Origin of the sequence: Burkholderia sp. SCN-KJ, from assembly GCF_024656005.1 — a bacterium.
Classification (GTDB): domain Bacteria; phylum Pseudomonadota; class Gammaproteobacteria; order Burkholderiales; family Burkholderiaceae; genus Burkholderia.
Genome location: NZ_JANKOG010000017.1, coordinates 41,267 through 63,134 on the forward strand (window position 1 = coordinate 41,267; position 21,868 = coordinate 63,134).

A 21,868-nucleotide genomic window follows, 5' to 3' on the forward strand; every position below is an offset into this window, starting at 1 on the left:
ACGATCGCGACGATGACGAATCCTTCCCAGCCCCTCGACGTAGCCCGCCTCACGCGCTATCTGGAAGCGCACGTGCCGGGTTTCGAAGGCCCGCTCGACATGGAGAAGTTTGCCGGCGGCCAGTCGAACCCGACCTTCCTGCTGCACGCGAAGAGCGGCCGCTACGTGCTGCGCCGCCAGCCGCCCGGCGAGCTGCTGAAATCCGCGCATGCGGTCGACCGCGAATTCCGCGTGCTGAGTGCGCTGTCGGGCACCGCGGTGCCGGTCGCGCATCCGTATCACCTCTGCGAAGACCGCGACGTGATCGGCAGCCTGTTCTACGTGATGAGCTTCGAGGACGGCCGGATCTTCTGGGATCCGGCGCTGCCGGAGCTGCCGAAGGCCGAGCGCGCGACCTGCTACGACGCGCTGCTGCGCACGATGGCCGCGCTGCACGACGTGGACGTCGACGCGGTGGGCCTTGCCGACTACGGCCGCCCCGGCAACTACTTCGAGCGCCAGATCGGCGTCTGGACGAAGCAGTATCGCGCGGCGGAAACCGAGCGCCTCGACGCGATGGAGACGCTGATCGACTGGCTGCCGAAGGCGTGCCCGGCGGACACCGGCCGGCCCGCGCTGGTGCACGGCGATTTCCGGATCGACAACCTGATGTTCGCGCGCGACGGCTATCGCGTGCAGGCCGTGCTCGACTGGGAACTGTCGACGCTCGGCAACCCGCTCGCCGATCTCGCGTATTTCTGCATGTGCCTGCGGCTGCCGTCGGGCGGCCAGGTGCGCGGGCTCGCGGGCCAGGATCGCGCGGAACTCGGCATTCCTGACGAAGCGGCGATCGTCGCGCGCTATTGCGAGCTGCGCGGCATCGAGCCGATCCGCGACTGGCATTTCTATCTCGCGTTCAGTTTCTTCCGGCTCGCGGCGATCGCGCAGGGCGTGAAGGCGCGCGCGCTGCAGGGCAACGCGTCGAGCGAGCAGGCGCTGCGCGTCGGCGCGATGGCCGGCCGGCTGGCCGAGATGGCCGTCGACGTGATCGACGCGCAGCGCTGAAATCGCGGGCTTCGCCGCGCGGCGCGCACGACAACACATCAATGGAGGAGCACAGCAACATGGCAACGAATCTGTTCGACCTGACGGGCAAGATCGCGCTGGTGACGGGCGCGAGCCGCGGCATCGGCGAGGAAATCGCGAAGCTGCTCGCGCAGCAGGGCGCGCACGTGATCGTGTCGAGCCGCAAGCTCGGCGACTGCCAGGCGGTGGCGGACGAAATCGTCGCGGCGGGCGGCCGCGCCGAAGCGCTGGCGTGCCACGTCGGGCGGCTGGAGGACATCGCCGCGACGTTCGAGACGATCCGCGGCAAGCACGGCCGGCTCGATATCCTCGTGAACAACGCGGCCGCGAATCCGTATTTCGGGCACATCCTCGACACCGATCTCGCCGCGTACGAAAAGACGGTCGACGTGAACATCCGCGGCTACTTCTTCATGTCGGTCGAGGCCGGCAAGCTGATGAAGGCGCAGGGCGGCGGCGCGATCGTCAACACCGCGTCGGTGAATGCGCTGCAGCCGGGCGACCGGCAAGGCATCTACTCGATCACGAAGGCCGCGGTCGTCAACATGACGAAGGCGTTCGCGAAGGAGTGCGGGCCGTTCGGCATCCGCGTGAACGCGCTGCTGCCGGGCCTCACCAAGACGAAGTTCGCGGGCGCGCTGTTTGCCGACAAGGACATCTACGAAACCTGGATGACGAAGATCCCGCTGCGCCGCCACGCGGAGCCGCGCGAGATGGCCGGCACCGTGCTGTATCTCGTGTCGGATGCGGCGAGCTACACGAACGGCGAATGCATCGTCGTCGACGGCGGCCTGACGATCTGAGCGCGCAATGAAAATCGACAGCTATGCCGGGCAGGCCGTGATGATCACCGGCGCCGCGAGCGGCTTCGGCGCGCTGCTCGCGAGCGAGCTGGCCGCGATGGGCGCGCGGCTCGCGCTCGGCGACCTGAACGAAGCGGCGCTCGAACGTGTGGCCGCGCGGCTGCGCGCAGCCGGCGCCGACGTGATCGCGCAGCGCTGCGACGTGCGCGTCGAAGCCGACGTCGCGTTGCTGGTCCAGGCGGCGGTTGCGGGCTTCGAACGGCTCGACGTCGGCATCAACAATGCCGGCATCGCCCCGCCGATGAAGGCGCTGATCGATACCGACGAAGCCGATCTCGATCTGAGCTTCGCGGTGAACGCGAAGGGCGTGTTCTTCGCGATGAAGCACCAGATTCGCCAGATGCTCGCGCAGCGCGAAGGCGTGATCCTGAACGTCGCGTCGATGGCCGGGCTCGGCGGCGCGCCGAAGCTGGCCGCCTATGCGGCGTCGAAACACGCGGTGGTCGGGCTCACGAAGACGGCCGCACTCGAATACGCGCGCCACGGCATTCGCGTGAACGCGGTGTGCCCGTTCTACAGCGCGACGCCGATGGTCACCGACAGCGAGCTCGGCGCGCGCCAGGACTTTCTCGCGCAGGGCTCGCCGATGAAGCGGCTCGGCCGCCCCGAGGAAATCGTCGCGACGATGCTCACGCTGTGCGCGAAGGAAAACACCTATCTGACCGGGCAGGCCGTCGCCGTCGACGGCGGTGTCTCGGCCTTCTGAACCGAACGAACGGAAACCGGAATCTCGAGGAGTCGATCATGGACTTTGGCTACACCCCGAAAGTGGAAGAACTGCGCGAACGCGTGCGCGCGTTCATGGACGCGCACATCGTGCCGCGCATTCGTCAGTGGAACGAAGAAGTGCATGCGGGGCAGTATCCCGTGTCGTTCATGGAGGCGCTGAAGGAGCGCGCGAAGGCCGAAGGCCTGTGGAACCTGTTCCTGCCGCACCTGAAGGCCGACGAGCCCGGCACGGCCCTGACGAACCTCGAATACGCGCCGCTCGCCGAGATCATGGGGCGCGTGAGCTGGGCGTCGGAGGTGTTCAACTGCAACGCGCCGGACACCGGCAACATGGAACTGCTGCACATGTTCGCGACGCCCGAGCAGCGCGAGCAGTGGCTGCTGCCGCTTCTGCGCGGCGAGATCCGGTCGGCGTTCGCGATGACGGAGCCCGACGTCGCATCGTCGGACGCGACCAACATCACGACGCGCATCGAGCGCGTGGGCGACGAATATGTGATCAACGGCCGCAAGTGGTTCATCACGAACGCCGCGCACCCGAACTGCAAGATCTTCATCGTGATGGGCAAGACCGATCCCGAAGCGGAGTCGCACCAGCAGCAGAGCATGATCCTCGTGCCGCGCGACACGCCGGGCGTGACGATCGTGCGCAACATCACGGTGGTCAATCACTACGCGCCCGAAGGGCACTGCGAGATCACGTTCGACGACGTGCGCGTGCCGGCGCGTAACCTGCTCGGCGAGGAAGGCAGCGGCTTTGCGCTCGCGCAGGCGCGCCTCGGGCCGGGCCGCATCCACCACTGCATGCGTTCGATCGGCGCGGCCGAGCTCGCGCTGGAGCTGATGATCGACCGCGCGCAGTCGCGCGAGGCGTTCGGCAAGCCGCTGAACCGGCACGGCACGATCGGCGAATGGATCGCGCGTTCGCGCATCGAGATCGACCAGGCGCGCCTCCTGGTGCTGAAGGCCGCGTGGATGATCGACAAGGTCGGCGCGAAGGCGGCGCGCAAGGAAATCTCGATGATCAAGGCGCTCGTGCCGACCGTGTACACGAACGTGTGCGACCGCGCGATGCAGGTGTTCGGCGCGGCGGGCCTGAGCCCCGACACGCCGCTCGCCGACCTGTGGACCTGGGGCCGCGCGCTGCGCTTCGCCGACGGTCCGGACGAGGTGCACCTGCAGGCGATCGCGCGCATGGAGATCAAGGACGCCGTGCGTGGCTCGACCGAACCGTACCTGACGCGGCCGCCGCGCGGCTGAGCGGCGCACCGCGCGAGCCAGCGACGTGGGCGAACGGGAGACGCACGCCGTATTAAGATGCCGGCAAGGAGATCCGGCGATGCGCCTTTCGAAGATTGATCTGAACCTGTTCGTCGTATTCGAGGCGATCTACAACAAGCGCAACCTGACGCGCGCGGCCGAGGTGCTGAACCTCACGCAGCCGGCCGTCAGCAACGCGCTGGCGCGGCTGCGCAAGACGCTGAACGATCCGCTGTTCGTCAGCACGCCGGCCGGGATGATGCCGACGCCGATGGCCGAGAACATCGTCGGCCGCGTGCGCGAGGCGCTGCAGCTGCTCGATTCGAGCGCGCACGAAGGCGACGTGTTCGATCCGGCGTCGTCCGAGCGCGTGTTCCGGTTGAGCATGAGCGACCTGACCGAAGCGCTGTTGTTGCCCGCGCTCGGCGAACTGCTGCAGACGCATGCGCCCGGCATGCACGTGCGCAGCTACACGATGGACCGCCGCGAAGTGGCGACCGCGCTCGCGAACGGCTCCGTCGACATCGCGATCGACGCGCCGCTGATCGGCGACCCGCACCTGCACCAGGCGCTGCTCGTGCGCGACCGCTACGCGTGCATGATCCGCGACGACCACCCGTTCAAGGGCGACACGCTGACCCTGGACGACTACCTGTCGATGGGGCACATCCACGTGTCGAGCCGCCGCAAGGGCAGCGGGCACGTCGATGCGGAACTGACGCGGCTCGGGCTGCGCCGCAACATCCAGATGCGCGTGCAGCACTACATGGTTGCGCCGCTGATCGCGATGCGCAGCGACCTCGCTTTGACGGCGCCGCTGCGGCTGCTGCAGCGCTACCCCGCACGGATTCTCGAACTGCCGTTCGAGATGCCGGGGCTCGAATATTTCTGCTACTGGCATCGCAGCGCCGATCAGGATCAGGGCAGCCAGTGGCTGCGCGAGCAGTTGATGATGCTGATGGGCGGGATCGGCGAGTCGCCGTGATGTGACGGCGCGTGCGCGCCGCGCGCCGGCCCACGCCGGCTTCGCTCAAAACGAATCGTCGTCGAAGCGCGACGATACCGGCCGGCGTTTCATGTCCTTCAACCAGTCCCTGACATAGTCCGGATCCTCGAACTCGCGCAGCGCGACGGTCAGGTCCTGGTTGCCGCGCTGCATGCCGGCGATGTCGCGCGCGAGCATGCGGATCACGGTATCGGGCGCGATCTTGACGGACGACGCGATGCCGTAAGTGCGCCGGAAATCGTTCTCGACGTGCCGGATCTCCTGATCGAGCTCGCGCAGCTGTTCCTCCAGGATGCCGTTGTAGCGCGTGAGCCGTGCTTCGCTCAGGCCGTCGATCGCGCGTCGGTCGATCTGTTCGATCTCCAGCTGCAGTTCCAGCAGTTGCAGCAGATTGCCCTTCGCATACGCGTGGTTGACCCGCTGCATCAGCACGGTCTTGCGCTGCTGTTCCTGCGGATCGGTTTCGCGATCGGGATGCAGCGCGCTGGCCAGCTTGCGATAGATCTCACGGATCGACTTGCTCGATTCGGCCTGCTCGGCCTCGCGCTTCGCCTGCGCGGCCGACTGCTTCGGCGCCTTCTTGCGCTTCGCGCGCTGGGCCTCGCGTGCCGCGTGAGCGGCCATGTCGCGCTCGAACTGGGCGTCGAGTTCGGCCTGCATCCGCTCGGCGAGCTCGTCGGGTGACAGCGTGTCGAGATCGTCGGCCGGCTCCGTGGCGGGCATCGGCTTCGGCTCCCGCTTCCTCGGCTCGGGATCGGCCGCGGCATTGCCGGCGTCGTCGGATGCGCGATGGCGGTTGTAAATGACCTTCAGCGCCGCGTCGTCGCTGACGTTCAGCAAGTCGCGCGCCATGTCGGTGATCAGGTCGGACAGCATGCGCTGCTCGGCCTTGCTCAGGCCTTTCTGCAGGAACGCGTCGTCGAGCAGATGGAGCAGCCTGATCCGCAGCGCGGTCGCTTCCTGTTCGAGCGGCAGCAGCCCGTCGACGAATTTCTTCTGGAAGGCCGGCGTGACCGCTTCCCATGCGCCCAGACGCTCGCGCCGCTTTTCGATGTGCTTGACGAGCGTATTGAAGGCTTGCTGGGCTTTGGACAGGCTGGCTGTCTCGTGACCGGGCGCGATGGCGACCGCGGCACCGCGACGTGCGGTCATGATGAAGGTCCTCCGGCCGCGGCGGGAGGCGCGGCAGGCCGGTATTTTAGCCGGCATCGCCGGGGCCGGTGGCGAGACGGTCGGCTCGGGCAGCCGTGCTCGCCGCGCATCGCGCTCAGAACAATTGCCCCTGCCCGGAAATCACGCGTTCGAAATCGTCGCGCAGGAACGGCAGGATCGCATCGGCGACCGGCTGCAGCTGGCGGCTCACGTAGAACGCGTAGTCGATCGGCGAGCGCATCGTTTCGAGCGGTTCGGGGCCGGCCGTCGTCATCACGTAGCTGATCCAGCCGCCGCGCTGGTACTGCAGCGGCCTGCCGCGCGCCTGGTTGAAGTCGTCGGCGATCCGCGCGGCACGCACGTGCGGCGGCACGTTGCGCTGATATTCGCTCAACGGCCGGCGCACGCGCTTGCGATAGATCAGTTGCGCGTCGTATTCGCCGGCGAGCGTGCGCCGCACGTAATCGCGAATGAAATCCTGGTACGGCTCGCGCTTGAACACCCGCCGGTAGAGTTCGCGCTGGAATGCCTGCGCGAGCGGCGTCCAGTCGGTGCGCACCGTTTCGAGCCCCTTGAACACGAGGTCCTCGCCGCCGTCCGCCGCGCGCGCGAGGCCCGCATAGCGCTTCTTGCTGCCTTCTTCCGCGCCGCGCACGGTCGGCATCAGGAAGCGCCGGTAATGCCGCTCGTACTGCAGTTCGAGCGCGCTTTCGAGCCCGAAGCGATCGCGCAGGTGCGCCTGCCACCAGCGGTTCACGTGCTCGACGAGCGCGCGGCCCTTCGCGGCGGCCGCGTCGTCGTCGTGCTCGCGCCCGAGCCACACGAAGGTCGAATCGGTATCGCCGTAGATGACTTCGTAACCCTGCGCCTCGATCAGCTCGCGCGTGCGGTGCATGATCTCGTGGCCGCGCATCGTGATCGACGACGCGAGGCGCGGATCGAAGAACCGGCAGCCCGTCGAGCCGAGCACGCCGTAGAACGAATTCATGATGATCTTCAGCGCCTGCGACAACGGCGCGTTGCGCTGGCGCTTCGCTTCGTCGCGGCCTTCCGACACGCGCCGCACGATGTCGGGCAGGCAATGCGCGGTGCGCGAGAAGCGCGCGCCGAGAAAGCCGGGCACCGACGTGTCGTCGCCCGGATGCGCGAGCCCTTCGATCAGCCCGGCCGGATCGATCAGGAACGTGCGGATGATCGACGGATAAAGGCTCTTGTAGTCGAACACGAGCACCGAGTCGTACAGGCCGGGTCGTGAATCCATCACGAAGCCGCCGGGGCTGTTCTGGCCGGTCACGTCGCCGAGGTTCGGCGCGACGTAGCCGAGCCGGTGCATGCGCGGCAGGTACAGGTGCGTGAACGCGGCGACCGAGCCGCCGGTGCGATCGGCCGCGAGGCCCGTGACGGTCGCGCGTTCGAGCGCGAAGGACAGCAGGTCGGCCTTGTCGAAGATGCGCGTGACGAGTTCGCAGTCCTTCAGGTTGTAGTGCGCGAGCGCGGGCTTGTCGTGATCGAAGCGGCGCTGGATCTCGTCCATCCGCTGATACGGATTGTCGATCGACTTGCCTTCGCCGAGCAGCGACTGCGATACGTATTCGAGGCTGAACGACGGGAACGTCCACGTCGCCGATTTCAGCATGTCGATGCCGTCGAGGATCAGGCGGCCGGCCGCGCCCGCGAAGAAATGGTCGGGCTGCTGCCCGTGCGCGCGCCACTCGAGCACGCTGCCGCCGCGCCCGAGCTTCAGCGGCACGCCGTATTGCTCCGCGTGTGCATGCAGGATGCGCAGGTCGAACTGCACGAGGTTCCAGCCGATCACCGCATCGGGATCGTGTTCGTCGAACCAGTCGTTGAGCCGCGCGAGCATGTCGGGCCGGCTGTCGCAGTAGTCGAGCTTGAAGTCCGCGGCGCGCGCGTCGCCGTTCGGCGGGCCGAGCATGTAGACCTGCCGCTGCCCGCAGCCTTCGAGCGCGATCGAATACAGCTCGCCGTGGACGCTCGTCTCGATGTCGAGCGATACGCAGCGCAGCGCGGGACGATAGCCGGTCGCGGGCTTCAGTTCGCCGTCGGTCAGCGTGCCGTCGCGGCCGGCCGTGCCGCGAAACTGCACGGGCGCCGTGATGAAGCGCTCCATCGTATAGCGGTCGGGCGGCTGCACGTCGGCTTCGTAGACGTCGACGCCGGCCGCGGCGAGGCGTTTCTGGAGTCCGGACAAATGGCGGTAGCGGCGGCAGTAGAGGCCGGCCACCGCGCGCTGGCGGAAGTCGCGCAGCGCGAGCGGGCGCAGTTCGGCATCGCGCTCGCCGGCCAGCGTGCGTTCGGCGAGCGCCCGCTGCTCGGCCGGCACGAACGCGACGGCTTCCTGCGGGCGCAGCCGCACGCGGCGCGGACCGTGTTCGGTTGCCAGCCAGAACTCGATCTCGATGCCGGACGCGGTGTCCCGCCAGTGGCGGGTGAGGATGAAACCCTGCTCGAACGCAGTCAAAACACTTGCTCGTCGTGGATGCCCAGGCGGCGGATTTTAGCGCTTCTCGCGCGGTTCCCGCCGAAGCGGCGCCGCTGGCATCGGGTGGCAGGACGCGGTGCCGGATCCGCCACGTGGTGCGCGTTGCATCGGCCGCGTGAAGCAATCGGCGTCGCGCGCAGGCCGGATGACGTTCGTGCGGTACGCATTCGTCTGTCGAGCGCGCGAGCGCGTCGTCCGCCAGCTGCGGCAGCGTTGCCGCAGCGCAGGCCCTAGGCCGGCATCGGCGCGAATTCCCGTTTCAGGTCTTCCGGTCGCTGCGGTCGCTGGTACAGATAGCCCTGCGCATACTGAATCCCGACCGCATGCAGCGCGCGATGCTGCTCCTCCGTCTCCACGCCCTCGGCAATGATCTTCAGGCCGTAGTGGTGCGCGACGGCGGCGATCCCTTCGATCAGTTTCGCGTTGCCCGTCGTCAGCTGGGAGATGAACTGTCGATCGATCTTCACGTAGTCGAACGGAAAGCGCGACAGCATGTCGAGGTTGCTGTGATGCGTGCCGAAGTCGTCGATCGCGAACTTCGCGCCTTTCGCGCGCAGCGCGGCGAACATCTCGATGGTGCGCGGATTCTTCTCGAGCAGGATGCGCTCGGTGACTTCGAGCACCAGCGTGCAGCCCGGCGGTAGCCGGCGGATCGCGTCTTCGACGACGGACACGAAGCGCGCGCGTTCGAGATCCTTCGGCGCGATGTTGATCGCGACATGCAGCGGCATCGACGGCGCGAGCGCGGACAGTTCCGCGATGGCCGTGCGCAGCACGAATTCGGTCACCTTCGGCAGGATCGTGCTCGATTCAACCTCCGGGACGAACACGGCCGGACTGATGGGCCCCCATTTCGGATGCTGCCAGCGCAGCAGCGTCTCGACGCCGACGGTCCTGCGCGTTTCGACATCGACGATAGTCTGATAGACGACATGAAACTCGTTGCGCTTCAGCGCATTGCGAACGGCCTTCAGCAACAGCCGGCGCGGCGCCATCGCGAGCAGGTACGCGGCCGCGACGAGGCCGTTGACCAGCAGCGCGATCGTCACGCAGATCAGTCCGTAGCGCCGCTGCACCTGCGAAACGTAGGGTTCCGACGAGGTGACGGAGACCGTGAACGGCCAGGCGTTCGACGCGATCGTGCTGCCGGTGGGCGGCGCCGCGCCGAACGGCGGCACGAACGCGCCATGCTGATCGATGCTTCCGGCGCCTTCGATCGACAGCGTGGCCGTTTCCGCCCCGAAGCGGGTGCCGTGCGCGAGCATGTCCGCCACATAGTCGCCTTCGACCACATAGAGGACGCCGGATTCGGGCGCGGTCGCGCGAAACGCCGCCAGCACCGGAACGCGATGCTGAAACGGCGTTTGCCGAAGCAGCGTGATGGCCGTCATCCCCGGCCCGGGCGCGCGAATGTATGCGGCGAGCGGGACGTCGATCGCGCCCAGTGCCGACGAGCACGTGACGCGACCGTCGTTCGCCAGCCCGACGGCCCGAAGATAGCGCATGTGAGTGCCTACTTCGGCGAGCGTCCTGAAGATCGTCATGCAGGGTCGCCCGACCAGCGCGTCCAGCTCGGCCGGGTGACGCGAGCGAATCCCGTCGAGAATGCGGTCGACCGATATCACGATGTCGTTCGCGACGACGCGTTCGTGCTGCGCGATCGCGTCGCGCGCCAGGCGCCCGGCAACGACGAGCGCGACCACGAACACGAGGATGCAGACGATCAGGGCGAACGGGAAAACGACGTGCGGCCACGCGCCGCTGCGCTGGAATGCGGGCTTCGGGCGCAGTGCGGGCGCGGCAGGTCCTCGGGTCGTACTTGTTGTTGTACGCATGAGAATGCAGATCGAACCGGTCGATGGATAGACGCGATGCATTCGCGGTGCCTGGCCGGGGCACCGCGGCTCGCGCCGATATCGGGACGCAAGGCGATTCTAGCTCGCGAAACGCACGAAGCGGCATCGCGGCGGGGCGCTGGATTCGAGGCGCTTCTCCGTAACATACCCCGACCACGCATGTATATCGGTATCGCACACGAAAAAAACCCGGCCGCATCGGTGTGCAGCCGGGACAAAAGACACCGTCTCTTGGCACGAGGATGGTGCGCGGCAAGTATAAGGCGTGCCATGCCCGATTGCGAAATATTGATATTCAAAAAAAGCGCAATTGCTGGATTGATGCCTGATGGGAAATATTTGCATCGCGCGTCACCTCCGCCGATCCGGGCCCCGGATCGCCTTGAACGAGGTCCAACCCGCGTGCCGCGGCACAGCCGCGCTTCAGAAATCGTTGCGCATCTTGTGGAGCAGGTCGCGGGGAGATTGATGCGTGTCCACGGCGGTGAGGACGTCGGTCAGGAACCACGGCAGGTTCAGTTGCGTGTCGGAATCGCCGACGCATACGCGGATCGGCGGCGCTTTTGATGCAGTGCGGGAGCCGGGCGCCGTGCCGGCGGACGTGGATGACGGTACGCAGTTTTTCGCTTGCTGCGGGACCGGCGACGCGGCACTGCCGGCGAGGGCCGGCAAGCTGCTGGCGGCGAGCAGGATCAGGAGGGCGAACGGGGCGGCGCGTTTCATGTGAATCTCCGGCGATGCACGTTCGACACCGTCGGCGAATCCGAGTTCGGCCTCGTCGGGGGGGCGATTGGCTTTCAGCGTTCCGGCCCCGTGCGCGACGACATGTGCATGCCGAAGCGACCGCGCAGCTGCCGCGCCGGTTCGACCTCGCACGCACCGGATCGATCGTTCAAACGTCAAGAATCGTTTGAATCGCCGACGGAGGCTTGCGATGCCGAAGGCGCTCATTTATCGTGCCGCCACGACGGCGCCGATACACGGCGTCAAGCCGGATCGCAAGGAGCATTCGTCATTACCGCATTCAATCGTCGCAAGCATGTTCGTGCCTTTCTCGTCGCATCGGTCGCGTATCTCAACCTGGCTCATCCCGCGTCGGCGGCCTACACGGAATCGTGGATGAGCGATCACGACGTCAACGCGTACGCGCAGCAGGTCAAGCATCCGCCCGTGACGGCGAGCAGTGCGGCGGCCGTGAAGCCGGGGCGGCAAACCGTTCGTCAGCAGTCGAAGGCGCCGGTCGCGGCGCATGCCGGCGCGAAACCTGCGCCGAACGCACACGCGGCCCCCGCGAAGACCGGCAAGGTTCAACATGCGGCCGGCGCCGAGCAGAAGGCGCATGTCGCCGCGAAGCCGAAGGCCGCGCCGGCACACATGAGCACAGCCGCCCGGCATTGACGCGGCGCGCACACCAGCGCGCGTCGATCCGTCGATGCGCGCGGCGATAACCGAAGCATTCGACGATCGGGGAGAACTTCATGTCGCTGATGGATCGCCTGTTGTCACGCGGCGTGCAGACTCCCGTGTCGAAAAGGCGCGTGATCGTGCGGGTCTGGCTCGACGAGCAGGGGCGCGTCCGCGATCTCAAGGTCAGGCGCAGCTGCGGCGACGCCGCGCTCGACACGAAAGCGCTGCACGCGATTGCGGTGATGCGCTTCCCCGGCGGTCACCTCGGCTCCGGCGGGAAATCGGCGAAGCGCTGGCACGATCTCGATTACCCGGTGGACTGACAGCGCGTCACGGATACCCGTCACAGCGCTTCAATTCCGCGTAGTCATAGAAGTGACTACCCGCGGCCATCTTCGCGCGGTCGCACGCCGCCTGGAAATCCATCTCGCGCTCGTTGTACAAGCATCGTCGCGATGAGCCGCGAGCCGTTGCGATACACGTCCCATCGCATGTTCGCCGCTATCGACGACATCTGGTCGCCGTGCAGGATCGGTCGAGCCTGGAAGTGTTGCAGTCCACTTTGACGGCAGAATTTCAGGATTCGGTCGGGCAATCCTCGGCATCGCGCCGGATCGCGACCGGCCGGCGTGAGCCGGCCCGTATGCGGCGCTCGGCTCAGTGCACGCCTGCCGATGCGATCGAGCGCATCGTGTCGGTGATGCGCACGCAACGCGACAGGCCGAACGTCTCGGCTTCGCGGCGTTCCGGTTCGCTGCTCGCGACGGCCACCGCGCGCTCGGGCGGCACGCCCAGCGCTTGCAGCGCGACGTCGAACGGATGCTGATTTGCTATGGAGTCCTGCTGATTGGCGTCGGTCACGACGACCGAGAAGCGGTCGAGGTTCGCGCGGCCGAACTGGCCTTCGAACATGTCGCTGAGGCGGGCGGCCGGCAGCGTCGTGACGAGACCGAGTCGATATCCTTGCTCCGACGCGCTGTCGAGCCACTGGATGATCGCATCGCGCTGGTTGCGCGATTCGTGCGAATCCGGTGTCGCTTCGATCTGCGCGAATGCGGCGTCGAGACGGGTGACGATGGCTTCGATGACCACGGTGATTCCTCTCCTGAGACGTGACGGTCCGTTCGCGGACGGGAATGCCCCACACCTTAGCGTCGATCCGGAAATTGCAACCAATTAATATTTATAGCCGACTCATAGGGTTTGACTGATGAATCGGGCGGCGAGCCAGTACCGGCGCGGGATGCACGCGATCGATGTGTTCCGGATGATCGGCATCGTATCGATGGCGTTCGATGTGAGGCACCCGACGCGTGCGCGATATGAATGCACCGGATGTGTGCACGTGAAAAAACGGCGTATCGGGCGAGGTGCGCCCGATACGCCGTCTTGCGATGCCGCGTGGCAGTCGACGCTCAGTGCAGCTTGATCGACGGCTGGTTGCGGCTTTGCAGCCAGTGGCTCAGCGACTGGAACAGCGCGCGCTTCAGTCCGTACACGCTGAACAGGTGCTTGCGGTACAGGAACTTGTACAGCCCGATCGCGGCGAGCCCGTCGACGATCAGCGAGCGCGAACGCACGCCGAGGTCGGCCTGATAGACGGCACCGGCTTGGCCGAGCGACACGACGGTGCCCGCGTCGCGGAACGTGAAGCCCGCCACCGGCTTGCCGGCGAGGCGCCGCGCGAGCGCTTCGCCCAGGTACACGGCCTGCTGGTGCGCGACCTGCGCGCGCGGCGGCAGGAAGCCGCCCGCGTCGGCCGACGGGCACGCGGCGCAGTCGCCGAACGCGTACACGTGCGGATCGTCGGGCGTCTGCAGCGTGTCGGTCACGATCACCTGGTTCGACCGGTTCAGCGCGATGTCGCCGAGTTCCCGCAGCATCGCGGGGCCCGCGACGCCGGCCGCCCAGATCGTGATGTCGCTCGCGAGCCGCTCGCCGGCCGCGGTCGTGACCGCGTCCGCGCCGACTTCCGCGACGCGCGTGTCCGTCAGCACGTCGACGTTCAGCGTGCGCAGTTGCGCGTGCATCTTGGCCGACAGCCTTGCGTCGAGCGCAGGCAGGATGCGCGGGCCGCCTTCGATCAGCCGGATGTGCACGTCGCGTGCGGACACCAGCGCCTTGAAGCGATACGTGGTCAGTTGCTGGATCGCATGGCGCAGCGCCGCGGCCAGTTCGACGCCCGTCGCGCCCGCGCCGATCACGTTGATGCAGATCGGCGCGGCGCGCCGCGCCGGCTGCTGCTCGGCCAGGTGGTTCGCCTTCGTGCACGCGGCGAGGAACTTGCGGCGGAAGTCCTCGGCCTGGTCGAGGTTTTCGAGCGGCAACGCGTGGCGCGCGGCGCCCGGCACGTTGAAGAAATTCGTCACGCTGCCGACGGCCAGCACCAGGTCGTCGTAGCCGAGCTCGCGCTGCGGCAGGATCTCCGTGCCGTCCGCGTCCTGCACCGCGGCGATCGTCGCCGTGCGTGCCGCGCGGTCGACCCGCTGCAGCGCGCCCTGCACGAAGCGGAAGCCGTGGCGCTTCGCCTGCGCCGCGTATTCGATCGTGTGCGAGGCCGGATCGCGATGACCGGACGCGGCTTCGTGCAGCAGCGGCTTCCAGAAGTGCGTCGGGTAGCGGTCGACGAGCACGACGTCGGCTTGCCCGCGGCGGCCGACCGTGTCGCCGAGGCGCGTGGCGAGCTGCAGGCCGCCGGCGCCGCCGCCGACGATCACGATGCGCGGCACGCGCGGTGCGCGATCCGTTGCAAGGGTAGGCGTGATGGTGTCCATGTTGTGGCTCCCGCTGATGACGATTCGGATGACATTGCTCAAGAACCGACGATATAGTTTTGAACCTACGCGAACAATTTAATGTTTATAAGCGACTCATATGTATTCACTTATAGGAAAGACCGCGACGTTCCGGCAGCTGAAGGCGCTGGACATGATTGCGCGGCTCGGCAGCGTGTCGCGCGCGGCCGAGGAGCTGAACCTGACGCAGCCGGCCGTGTCGCTGCAGGTGCGCCTGCTCGAGGAGGCGGTGGGCGCCGCGCTGCTGCAGCGGGTGGGGCGCGGCGTGCAGCTGACCGCCGCCGGTGAAATCGTGGCGCGCTATGCGCGCGAGATCCTGCATCTGTGGAGCGAGGCCGGCGACGAAGTGGCCGCGCTGACGGGTGATCTCGGCGGCACGCTGCGGATCGGCGCGATCACGACGGCCGAGTACCTGATCCCGCCGCTGCTCGTGAAATTCACCGCGACGCGTCCGCACGTGAAGACCTATTTCAAGGTCGGCAATCGCGACGACATCATTCGCATGCTCGCGACGCATGAAATCGATCTCGCGGTGATGGGCAGCGCGCCGAAGGAGCTGCGCACGCACGCGGTCGAATTCGCGAAGCATCCGATGGTGTTCGTCGCGGCGCCCGGCCATCCGCTGATGCAGCGCAAGCGCGTCGCGCTGAAGGATCTCGAATCCGCGCACCTGCTCGTGCGCGAACGCGGCGCGGGCACGCGTTCCACGGTCGAGAGCCTGTTCAAGACGGCCGGCTACCGCTTCCACGTGGGCTCCGAACTGTCGAGCAACGAGGCGATCAAGCAGATGGCCGAAGCGGGGCTCGGCGTCGCGTTCCTGTCGTTGCACGCGTGTGCACTCGAGTTGCGCACCGGGCTGCTCGGGCAGTTGCCGTTTCCGGGCAACCCGATCGAGCGCGAATGGTATGTGGTCACGCTCGCCGACCGGCGGATCTCGCAGGTGACGGGGCTGTTTCGCGATTTCCTGATCAAGCAGGGCGCGCCGGTGATCGACGGCGCGACCGTCGCGCCGCACGAGCGGCGGCGCAAGTAGGCCGATGCGGGTGGGGTGTGTGCCCTGTGTCGTGGCGGTTAAACGATCCCGAAGTCGTCGTTGCTGTCGGGAATCGACGCGAGCAGCCGCTCGAGCCGATACCAGCCGATCATGAGCAGGCAGCGTGCGACGAGTGTCGCGCGGATACTGCCGGAGCGAGGACGGGAAACAGGGCGGGAAGCGCGGCGGGAAGCAACGCGGGTGGCCCCGGACGGCGGCGGCGCGGCGAACGTCGCGCGAAACGGGCGGCAATCGGGCATGACGGGCTCCGTAGGTGTCGGATGAGGCGATCGTAGGCGTGTCGGCGCTTGCCGGCGCGCAGGCGCGGATCGGTTTGAGCAGAAACGGATGATCTTTTTCCGCGCGCTGCGGGAACGGGTGTCCAGGCCCGGCAAGCACCGCGGAAAAGCGTCACAATGCGCGTTCGACACCCGATCTGCTGGAGGGGAACCATGAGCGATCCGATTCTCGCCGCGCCGACCGACAACGGCGTGCCGGTCAGCCTGCGCTCCAGCCGCGGGCTCGGCTGGCGCGGCTTCGGCGCGTCGTTGCTGGAGATTCGCGCGGGCACGTACCGGATTCCGGCCGCCGAGCATCACCGCATCGGCGTGCATATCGGTTCGCCCGTGCGCGCGGATTGCGTGTGCGATGGCGAACGCGTGTCGCGCATCCAGGCGCACGGCGACGTCGACGTGATTCCCGCCGGCCTGCCGGGCCGGTGGACCGACAGCGCCGACTGCCGGATCCTGCACATCGCGCTAAGCGACACGTTCGTGCGGCGCACGTTCGAGCAACTCGAACTGAAGCCGTCGCAGGCGCAGATCCGCCGGCGGCTGCAGGTGCGCGATCCGCGCCTGCAGCACATCGCGTGGGCGATGGCCGCCGAACTCGAGGCGGAAGACGCGTCAGACCCGCTCTATGCGGAGAGCCTGTGCACGGCGCTCGTCGCGCGGCTGGTCGACAGCCAGCCGGCGTTCCGCGAGCGCCGGCGTACGCTTGCGCCGAAGGCGGCGGCCCGCGTGATCGACTATGTCGAGGCCAACCTCGAGCGGCGCATGACGCTCGCCGAACTCGCGGCGCTCGTGTCGATCAGCGTGCCGCATTTCAAGGTGCTGTTTCGCGAGACGCTCGGGATGCCGGTGCATCAGTACGTGGTGCGGCGCCGGGTCGAGCGTGCGAAGGCGTTGCTGCTCGAAGGCCGGCTCAGCATCAGCCAGATCGCGCTCGAAGCCGGGTTTGCGCATCAGAGCCACATGGCGAACTGGATGAATCGCGTGCTGGGCGCGACGCCGACGGAGATCGCGCGGTCAGGGGCGCGGGGTGGGCTGAGGCTCGCTTATGACGGCGACGACCGTTGATCGAGCGCGGTGGCTGAATGGTCCGCGCGTGCGCGACGACGATCAGTGAATCCACGATTCGTAACGCGCAGGCAATGCGCCGATCCGGCTGCATGAGTAGGGCTCGCAGCACACCACGCAAGGCTCGATCGCAAGCGTTCAACACCGTGCCGAACAACGTCCGGTTCCTGCCATGCAGCGGACAAATCCGGCACGCGCCTGATCCGTCATCCTTTCCTGCTCGCGTCATCCGTCCGTGCGCGTCACGTTGGCGATGCGCACCGACAATCACATCACCTTCATCCCCCAGGAGCGGATCGTGTTCGTGATTTTCGGCGCATCAGGCAACGTCGGACTGTCGACTGCAACGACCCTGCGTCAGGCAGGCCATCCCGTGCGCGCGGTGCTCCGCGACACACGCCGGCGCGATCGTTTCGCGCAACTCGGCTGCGACGTCGCGATTGCCGACCTGACCGACGCGCGCGCGGTTGCGGCGGCGATCGATGGCGCGCAAGCCGTGCAGATGCTGTGTCCGGTGCCGGTCGCCGACAGCGACCCCGCGGCAACGATGGAGCGGACGATCGACATCGTGACCGGCGCACTTGCCGCGAATCCGCCGCCGGCGCTGCTCGCGCTGTCGGACTACGGCGCGGAGCGTGAAGGCAACACGGGCATCACGCGGCTCTTTCATCGTCTGGAAGAAGCGGTGAAGGCGGTTCCGACGCGGCTCACGCTGCTGCGCTCGGCCGAGCACCTGCAGAACTGGACGCGCGTGTTGCCCGTCGCGCTCGCAAACGGTGTGCTGCCGAGCTTTCACCATCCGGTCGACAAGGTGTTTCCGACGGTCTGGGCGCCCGATGTGGGTGTCGCGGCGGCGCGGTTGCTGCTCGATCCCGCCGAAACCGGCAATGGGCCGCGTATCGTCAGCATCGAAGGGCCGCAGCGCGCGAGCGTGCGGGACATCGCGGATACGCTCGGCGCGGCGGCCGACCGCGAGATCGTCGCGCGCGAACTGCCGCGCGACGCATGGACCGCGACGCTGTTGCGCGCGGGGCTCAGCGAACGGCATGCGCAATTGATCGTCGATCTGTACGACGTGCACAACGCGGGGCAGATCGATGTCGAGGCCGGCGTGTCGGAGCGCGTGTATGGCACGACGACACTGGCGGAGGCGCTCGCGACGCTGGTGCGCGTGCACGCGCGGTGAGCCGGGTGGCGGCTGAAAGGATGCGCGTTACGCCTGCCGCCGCGCCCTGCCGGACACCGCATACGCGATCGACCCGATCACGATCCCCCAGAACGCCGATCCGAGCCCGAGCCACGTCATCCCCGAAGCGGTCGCGAGGAACGTGATCACCGACGCTTCGCGATGGGCCTCGTCCTCGAAGATCCCGTGCACGTTCGCGCCGATCGCACCGATCAGCGCGAGCCCCGCGAGGATCGCGACGAACGCCTTCGGCAGCGCGAAGAACAGCGTGACGATGGTGCCGGCAAAGAGGCCGCCGATCAGGTAGATCACGCCGTTCGCGATGCCCGCGATATAACGCCGGTCCGGATCCTCGTGCGCGTCCTTGCCGGTGCATAGCGCCGCGGTGATCGCCGCGACCACGATCGTGATCCCGCCGAAGCACGCGACCGCGAGCGACATCACGCTGGTTGCCGTGATGATCGGCCGCGCGCTCGTGTGGTAGCCCGACACGCGCAGGATCGTCATCCCCGGCAGGAACTGGCCGGTGAGACTGACGACGACGAGCGGCAGCGCGAGGCTGAGCGTCGTGCCGAGCGTCCATTCGGGGGCGATGAAGACCGGGCGCGCGATGCTCGGCGACACGTTGCCGAGATGCGCCATCCCGAGCAGCGTCGCGAGCGCGGCGCCCGTCAGCAGCACGAGCACGATGCTGTAGCGCGGCAGCAGGCGCTTGAAGATCACGTACGCGGCGATCATCCCGAACCCGAGCACCGGCTGCGCGGTCGCGGCGGAGAACGCGCGCATGCCGAACGGCAGCAGGATGCCGGCCATCATCCCGCACGCGATGCCGCGCGGAATATGGCGCACGAGCCGGTCGAAATAGCCGGTGATGCCGATCACGAGGATGATCAGCGCGGCCGTGATGTACGCGCCGACGGCCTGGTTCAGCGTCAGTTGCGGGAAGAGGCCGACGAGCAGCGCGGTGCCGGGCGCCGACCATGCGGTCACGACCGGCACCTTCAGTTTCCAGCTCGCGAACAGCCCCGACACGCCCGCGCCGATCGAGATCGCCCAGACCCACGAAGCCACCATATCGTTGGACGCATGCGCGGCCTGCGACGCCTGGAAGAAGATCGCGAGCGGGCCCGCGTAGGAAATCAGCACCGCCAGAAAGCCCGCGGTGACCGCGGAGACGGACCAGTCGTTGCCGATCGAGCGGATCGCGCCCGGCGAGGTGTTCGGTTGCATCGTCGTAGGGGAGTGCGGCGCGCGGCCGGGAGGCTGAGCCGGAGCGAATGATTGTTGGAAGCCCGGACGAGCCGTCATTCTGGACATTGCCGGTGGAATTGGCAATTCGCCGATGAAGCTCGGCGTTGTCGGCTTTTTGTAATGAACGCGCGCCGGGGCGGCTTGGCGCGCGTCGTCGCGTCGTTGGATCGGGCGGCTTCACGGCGAAGCGCGGCCCAGCTCGCGCGTTACGTACTGATCTGAAGATACCCGTCGACCGCGGCGACTTTCGCACCGCCGCCCGTCGACAGCGATGCCGTGCCCTGGTCGAACGGGTGCACGGGCGTGTCGGTCGGCGTCCACGCATGGCGCGCCAGCAGTTCGCGATACCCGCCGCGGATCACGAAGCCGCCGCATTTCTCCGCATAGGCGTCGCGCCGCATCCGGTACGCGCGCGGCAGGTCGTACCACGGCAGCCTCGGCAGGTCGTGATGCACGAGGTGGTAGTTGTTGTTCAGGTACAGCAGCCGCATCGCAAAACCGGCCTCGTTGATCGCGATGCGCGCCTTCGGATGCCGTGCGGCGCGGTGCTCGAACAGCGAACGGATCATCGCGAGCGACAGCGCGGGCCACGTCACCGCCAGCAGGTAGTACCACCACGGCACGCCGATCGCCCACTGCAGCCATGCGAGCAGCGCGACCACGCAGGCGGCGTGCGTCGCCCACATCGGCAGATAGCGGAAGTCGCCGCGCCGGAACGCGGCGAACGCGTCGGCGAACATCGCGGCGATGCTCGTCGGCGGCCCGAACACGAGACGTCCGACGAAGGTGGTGCGCGCAACCGTCAGCGCGCGACGCCAGCGCGGCAGCCGCGCCCACTGCTCGCGCGACACGTAGTTCGTTTCCGGGTCGACGCCCGGCACGGTCAGGTCCTCGTCGCGGTGATGGTCGAGGTGCGTGTCGCGATAGAGCGTGTACGGGTACCAGATCGTCAGCGGCGGATAGCCGAGCAGCCGGTTCACGAACGCGGAGCGCGTCGGATGGCCGTGCAGCAGCTCGTGCTGCAGCGACATGTGCCACGCGCCGAGCAGGATCAGCGGCGGCGTCGCGGCCGCGAGCGACAGGCGCTCGGCACGCACGAGCAGCAGCACGGCGAGCCAGCCGCCGTAGATCGCGACGACCAGCAGCCAGGTCGGCCACTCGGTACGGGCAGTGAAGCGGGCGTCGAGCGCGGCGATCGCGCGCGCGTGGTCGACGTCGAAGTATTCGGCCATGGTGCTGGGGCGGATGAAGCGGGTGAAGCGGGCGATATACGGATAACCGGTAGCGGACGATCGCGCAGGTGCGGGCTGCGATGCGGTTGGCCGACAGGCGTCGCGGCTCGCGGTCAGCCGCTGAAGCGGCATGCGACGGCGTCGCGACACTGGAACGCTAACCGGGCCGCGTAGTCAGGCCAACCAAGCAATTCGGATTTGCTTATCGCTGCGCGGCCGATAAGCATTGGCCGCCCCGGCCCCGGCCGCGTGCTGGACCCCGGCGACGCCCGGGCAAAAGGGCTTTCTCCAGGGCGCCGCCAATGCGTAGAATGCCCGCATGAGCCTATGGATCGCCGGACTGCCGATGTACAACGTGACGCCGCGTCACGCCGCGCTGTGGCGCGCGCTGCTGCATGACGCGCTCGATGCGTTCGCGCGCGCCGGCGGGCCGGCCGGCGTCGCGTTGCTCGACGAGCCGTTCGGGGATCTGCATGCGCTGTGGCGCCGCAACGACCTGCTGTTGTCGCAGACGTGCGGTTATCCGTACCGGATGCTCGGATTGCGCGATACCGCGCACCTGATTGCGACACCGGCCTTCGATGCCCCCGGCTGCGACGGCGCGCGCTACAGCAGCGTGCTGGTCGCGTCGGCGCGCGTGCATGCGGGCGGCGTGACGACGCTGGCTGCGTGTCGCGGATTGCGAGCCGCCTTCAACGGCGCGGATTCGCACAGCGGGATGAACGCGTTCCGGCACGCGGTCGCGCCGCATGCGCACGACGGGCGTTTCTTCGGTTCGGTCGTGCCGTTCGGCTCGCACCTGAACGTGCTGCGCGCGCTGGCGGCAGGCGTTGCCGATTGCGCGGCGATCGATTGCGTGACCTTCGCGTACGTGCGTGACGCGCTGCCCGAGTTGTTGAAAGAGATCCGGATCATCGGCATGACGGCGTCCGCGCCGGGGTTGCCGTTGATCGCGTCGAAAGCGCTGGAAGGGCGGTTCGTGGACGCGTTGCGCGATGCGCTCGATCACGCGGTCGCGCTCGATCCGGCCCGGGCGAACGCACTGCGGCTGAAGGGATTCGAGCGCCTGCCGCCGGGCGCGTACGACACGATTGCCGGGTTCGCGCGGGACGCGGCCGCGCACGGGTATCCCGAGCTGACGTGATGCGGCGGCGCGGCTGCCGTGACAGCCG

General features: G+C 67.7%; 20 protein-coding genes and 1 pseudogene. 11 read left to right on the forward strand and 10 right to left on the reverse strand.

The features are described from left to right. Positions 1-12: 12 nt before the first annotated feature. The 5 genes from NQV17_RS25350 (at position 13) to NQV17_RS25370 (ending at position 4,902) form a co-directional block, all read left to right on the forward strand. Complete coding sequence (locus NQV17_RS25350; RefSeq protein WP_124529371.1) at positions 13-1,044, forward strand: phosphotransferase; 1,032 nt, start codon at positions 13-15, stop codon at positions 1,042-1,044. A gap of 59 nt (positions 1,045-1,103) precedes the next feature. Next, the gene (locus NQV17_RS25355; protein WP_257774338.1) at positions 1,104-1,868 is read left to right on the forward strand and encodes an SDR family oxidoreductase; all 765 of its coding nucleotides are present in this window, start codon (positions 1,104-1,106) and stop codon (positions 1,866-1,868) included. Between the two features lie 7 nt (positions 1,869-1,875). After that, positions 1,876-2,634: an SDR family NAD(P)-dependent oxidoreductase gene (locus NQV17_RS25360; protein WP_257774339.1), complete on the forward strand. Its 759-nt coding sequence runs from the start codon at positions 1,876-1,878 to the stop codon at positions 2,632-2,634. A gap of 38 nt (positions 2,635-2,672) precedes the next feature. Continuing rightward, positions 2,673-3,917: an acyl-CoA dehydrogenase family protein gene (locus NQV17_RS25365; protein ID WP_124520964.1), complete on the forward strand. Its 1,245-nt coding sequence runs from the start codon at positions 2,673-2,675 to the stop codon at positions 3,915-3,917. Positions 3,918-3,996: 79 nt separating this feature from the next. Beyond that, the gene (locus NQV17_RS25370; RefSeq protein WP_257774340.1) at positions 3,997-4,902 is read left to right on the forward strand and encodes a LysR family transcriptional regulator; all 906 of its coding nucleotides are present in this window, start codon (positions 3,997-3,999) and stop codon (positions 4,900-4,902) included. A 45-nt stretch (positions 4,903-4,947) separates the two neighbouring features. Here NQV17_RS25370 and NQV17_RS25375 read toward each other — a convergent pair whose 3' ends face one another. The 4 genes from NQV17_RS25375 to NQV17_RS25390 all read right to left on the reverse strand — a co-directional run bounded on the left by NQV17_RS25375 (position 4,948) and on the right by NQV17_RS25390 (position 11,157). Continuing rightward, a complete protein-coding gene (locus NQV17_RS25375) occupies positions 4,948-6,075 on the reverse strand; it encodes a molecular chaperone DnaJ (RefSeq protein ID WP_257774341.1) in 1,128 nt (375 codons plus the stop codon). Positions 6,076-6,190: 115 nt separating this feature from the next. Next, on the reverse strand, positions 6,191-8,557 hold the full coding sequence (locus NQV17_RS25380; RefSeq protein WP_257774342.1) for a DNA polymerase II: 2,367 nt from the start codon (positions 8,555-8,557) through the stop codon (positions 6,191-6,193). A gap of 251 nt (positions 8,558-8,808) precedes the next feature. Continuing rightward, a complete protein-coding gene (locus NQV17_RS25385; protein WP_257774343.1) occupies positions 8,809-10,455 on the reverse strand; it encodes an EAL domain-containing protein in 1,647 nt (548 codons plus the stop codon). A gap of 402 nt (positions 10,456-10,857) precedes the next feature. Further along, complete coding sequence (locus tag NQV17_RS25390; protein ID WP_257774446.1) at positions 10,858-11,157, reverse strand: hypothetical protein; 300 nt, start codon at positions 11,155-11,157, stop codon at positions 10,858-10,860. Positions 11,158-11,553: 396 nt separating this feature from the next. Between NQV17_RS25390 and NQV17_RS25395 the strand changes: the two genes are divergently transcribed. Both NQV17_RS25395 and NQV17_RS25400 read left to right on the forward strand, forming a co-directional pair. Then, positions 11,554-11,832: a transcriptional regulator gene (locus NQV17_RS25395; protein WP_257774344.1), complete on the forward strand. Its 279-nt coding sequence runs from the start codon at positions 11,554-11,556 to the stop codon at positions 11,830-11,832. A gap of 80 nt (positions 11,833-11,912) precedes the next feature. Next, on the forward strand, positions 11,913-12,164 hold the full coding sequence (locus tag NQV17_RS25400) for an energy transducer TonB (protein ID WP_257774345.1): 252 nt from the start codon (positions 11,913-11,915) through the stop codon (positions 12,162-12,164). Positions 12,165-12,171: 7 nt separating this feature from the next. On the opposite strand, the pseudogene NQV17_RS25405 reads toward NQV17_RS25400, so the two are convergent. The 3 genes and pseudogenes from NQV17_RS25405 to NQV17_RS25415 form a co-directional block, all read right to left on the reverse strand. After that, a pseudogene (locus NQV17_RS25405) lies at positions 12,172-12,364 on the reverse strand (histidine-type phosphatase); the annotation flags it as partial. Positions 12,365-12,498: 134 nt separating this feature from the next. Then, the gene (locus NQV17_RS25410; RefSeq protein WP_257774346.1) at positions 12,499-12,933 is read right to left on the reverse strand and encodes a phosphatase; all 435 of its coding nucleotides are present in this window, start codon (positions 12,931-12,933) and stop codon (positions 12,499-12,501) included. A gap of 323 nt (positions 12,934-13,256) precedes the next feature. Beyond that, positions 13,257-14,615, reverse strand: coding sequence for an NAD(P)/FAD-dependent oxidoreductase (locus tag NQV17_RS25415; RefSeq protein WP_257774347.1), 1,359 nt, complete (start codon positions 14,613-14,615; stop codon positions 13,257-13,259). Between the two features lie 100 nt (positions 14,616-14,715). Between NQV17_RS25415 and NQV17_RS25420 the strand changes: the two genes are divergently transcribed. Then, positions 14,716-15,669: a LysR family transcriptional regulator gene (locus tag NQV17_RS25420; RefSeq protein ID WP_059533632.1), complete on the forward strand. Its 954-nt coding sequence runs from the start codon at positions 14,716-14,718 to the stop codon at positions 15,667-15,669. A gap of 38 nt (positions 15,670-15,707) precedes the next feature. Here the strand turns inward: NQV17_RS25420 and NQV17_RS25425 are convergent, their stop codons facing one another. Beyond that, complete coding sequence (locus NQV17_RS25425) at positions 15,708-15,929, reverse strand: hypothetical protein (protein ID WP_257774348.1); 222 nt, start codon at positions 15,927-15,929, stop codon at positions 15,708-15,710. Positions 15,930-16,121: 192 nt separating this feature from the next. Here NQV17_RS25425 and NQV17_RS25430 point away from each other — a divergent pair, with 192 nt between their 5' ends. Further along, complete coding sequence (locus NQV17_RS25430) at positions 16,122-17,027, forward strand: AraC family transcriptional regulator (RefSeq protein WP_124667405.1); 906 nt, start codon at positions 16,122-16,124, stop codon at positions 17,025-17,027. Between the two features lie 298 nt (positions 17,028-17,325). Then, positions 17,326-18,213: an NAD(P)H-binding protein gene (locus tag NQV17_RS25435; protein WP_257774447.1), complete on the forward strand. Its 888-nt coding sequence runs from the start codon at positions 17,326-17,328 to the stop codon at positions 18,211-18,213. A 27-nt stretch (positions 18,214-18,240) separates the two neighbouring features. On the opposite strand, the gene NQV17_RS25440 is transcribed toward NQV17_RS25435, so the two are convergent. Together NQV17_RS25440 and NQV17_RS25445 are read right to left on the reverse strand one after the other, a co-directional pair. Further along, positions 18,241-19,443, reverse strand: a complete 1,203-nt coding sequence (locus NQV17_RS25440; protein WP_257774349.1) for a benzoate/H(+) symporter BenE family transporter — start codon at positions 19,441-19,443, stop codon at positions 18,241-18,243. Positions 19,444-19,670: 227 nt separating this feature from the next. After that, positions 19,671-20,696, reverse strand: coding sequence for a fatty acid desaturase (locus NQV17_RS25445; protein ID WP_257774350.1), 1,026 nt, complete (start codon positions 20,694-20,696; stop codon positions 19,671-19,673). Between the two features lie 319 nt (positions 20,697-21,015). Between NQV17_RS25445 and NQV17_RS25450 the strand changes: the two genes are divergently transcribed. Continuing rightward, positions 21,016-21,840 carry a phosphate/phosphite/phosphonate ABC transporter substrate-binding protein gene (locus NQV17_RS25450; protein WP_257774351.1) on the forward strand — a complete coding sequence of 275 codons (825 nt, stop codon included), beginning with the start codon at positions 21,016-21,018 and terminating at the stop codon, positions 21,838-21,840. The last annotated feature ends 28 nt before the right edge of the window (positions 21,841-21,868 follow it).

What these genes read in the sequence shown, in the direction of transcription:
- NQV17_RS25350 (WP_124529371.1), top strand. Translation starts at nt 13, where the DNA reads ATGACGAATCCTTCCCAGCCCCTCGACGTAGCCCGCCTCACGCGCTAT.
- NQV17_RS25355 (WP_257774338.1), top strand. Translation starts at nt 1,104, where the DNA reads ATGGCAACGAATCTGTTCGACCTGACGGGCAAGATCGCGCTGGTGACG.
- NQV17_RS25360 (WP_257774339.1), top strand. Translation starts at nt 1,876, where the DNA reads ATGAAAATCGACAGCTATGCCGGGCAGGCCGTGATGATCACCGGCGCC.
- NQV17_RS25365 (WP_124520964.1), top strand. Translation starts at nt 2,673, where the DNA reads ATGGACTTTGGCTACACCCCGAAAGTGGAAGAACTGCGCGAACGCGTG.
- NQV17_RS25370 (WP_257774340.1), top strand. Translation starts at nt 3,997, where the DNA reads ATGCGCCTTTCGAAGATTGATCTGAACCTGTTCGTCGTATTCGAGGCG.
- NQV17_RS25375 (WP_257774341.1), bottom strand. Translation starts at nt 6,075, where the DNA reads ATGACCGCACGTCGCGGTGCCGCGGTCGCCATCGCGCCCGGTCACGAG.
- NQV17_RS25385 (WP_257774343.1), bottom strand. Translation starts at nt 10,455, where the DNA reads ATGCATCGCGTCTATCCATCGACCGGTTCGATCTGCATTCTCATGCGT.
- NQV17_RS25390 (WP_257774446.1), bottom strand. Translation starts at nt 11,157, where the DNA reads ATGAAACGCGCCGCCCCGTTCGCCCTCCTGATCCTGCTCGCCGCCAGC.
- NQV17_RS25395 (WP_257774344.1), top strand. Translation starts at nt 11,554, where the DNA reads ATGAGCGATCACGACGTCAACGCGTACGCGCAGCAGGTCAAGCATCCG.
- NQV17_RS25400 (WP_257774345.1), top strand. Translation starts at nt 11,913, where the DNA reads ATGTCGCTGATGGATCGCCTGTTGTCACGCGGCGTGCAGACTCCCGTG.
- NQV17_RS25415 (WP_257774347.1), bottom strand. Translation starts at nt 14,615, where the DNA reads ATGGACACCATCACGCCTACCCTTGCAACGGATCGCGCACCGCGCGTG.
- NQV17_RS25420 (WP_059533632.1), top strand. Translation starts at nt 14,716, where the DNA reads ATGTATTCACTTATAGGAAAGACCGCGACGTTCCGGCAGCTGAAGGCG.
- NQV17_RS25425 (WP_257774348.1), bottom strand. Translation starts at nt 15,929, where the DNA reads ATGCCCGATTGCCGCCCGTTTCGCGCGACGTTCGCCGCGCCGCCGCCG.
- NQV17_RS25430 (WP_124667405.1), top strand. Translation starts at nt 16,122, where the DNA reads ATGAGCGATCCGATTCTCGCCGCGCCGACCGACAACGGCGTGCCGGTC.
- NQV17_RS25440 (WP_257774349.1), bottom strand. Translation starts at nt 19,443, where the DNA reads ATGCAACCGAACACCTCGCCGGGCGCGATCCGCTCGATCGGCAACGAC.
- NQV17_RS25445 (WP_257774350.1), bottom strand. Translation starts at nt 20,696, where the DNA reads ATGGCCGAATACTTCGACGTCGACCACGCGCGCGCGATCGCCGCGCTC.
- NQV17_RS25450 (WP_257774351.1), top strand. Translation starts at nt 21,016, where the DNA reads ATGAGCCTATGGATCGCCGGACTGCCGATGTACAACGTGACGCCGCGT.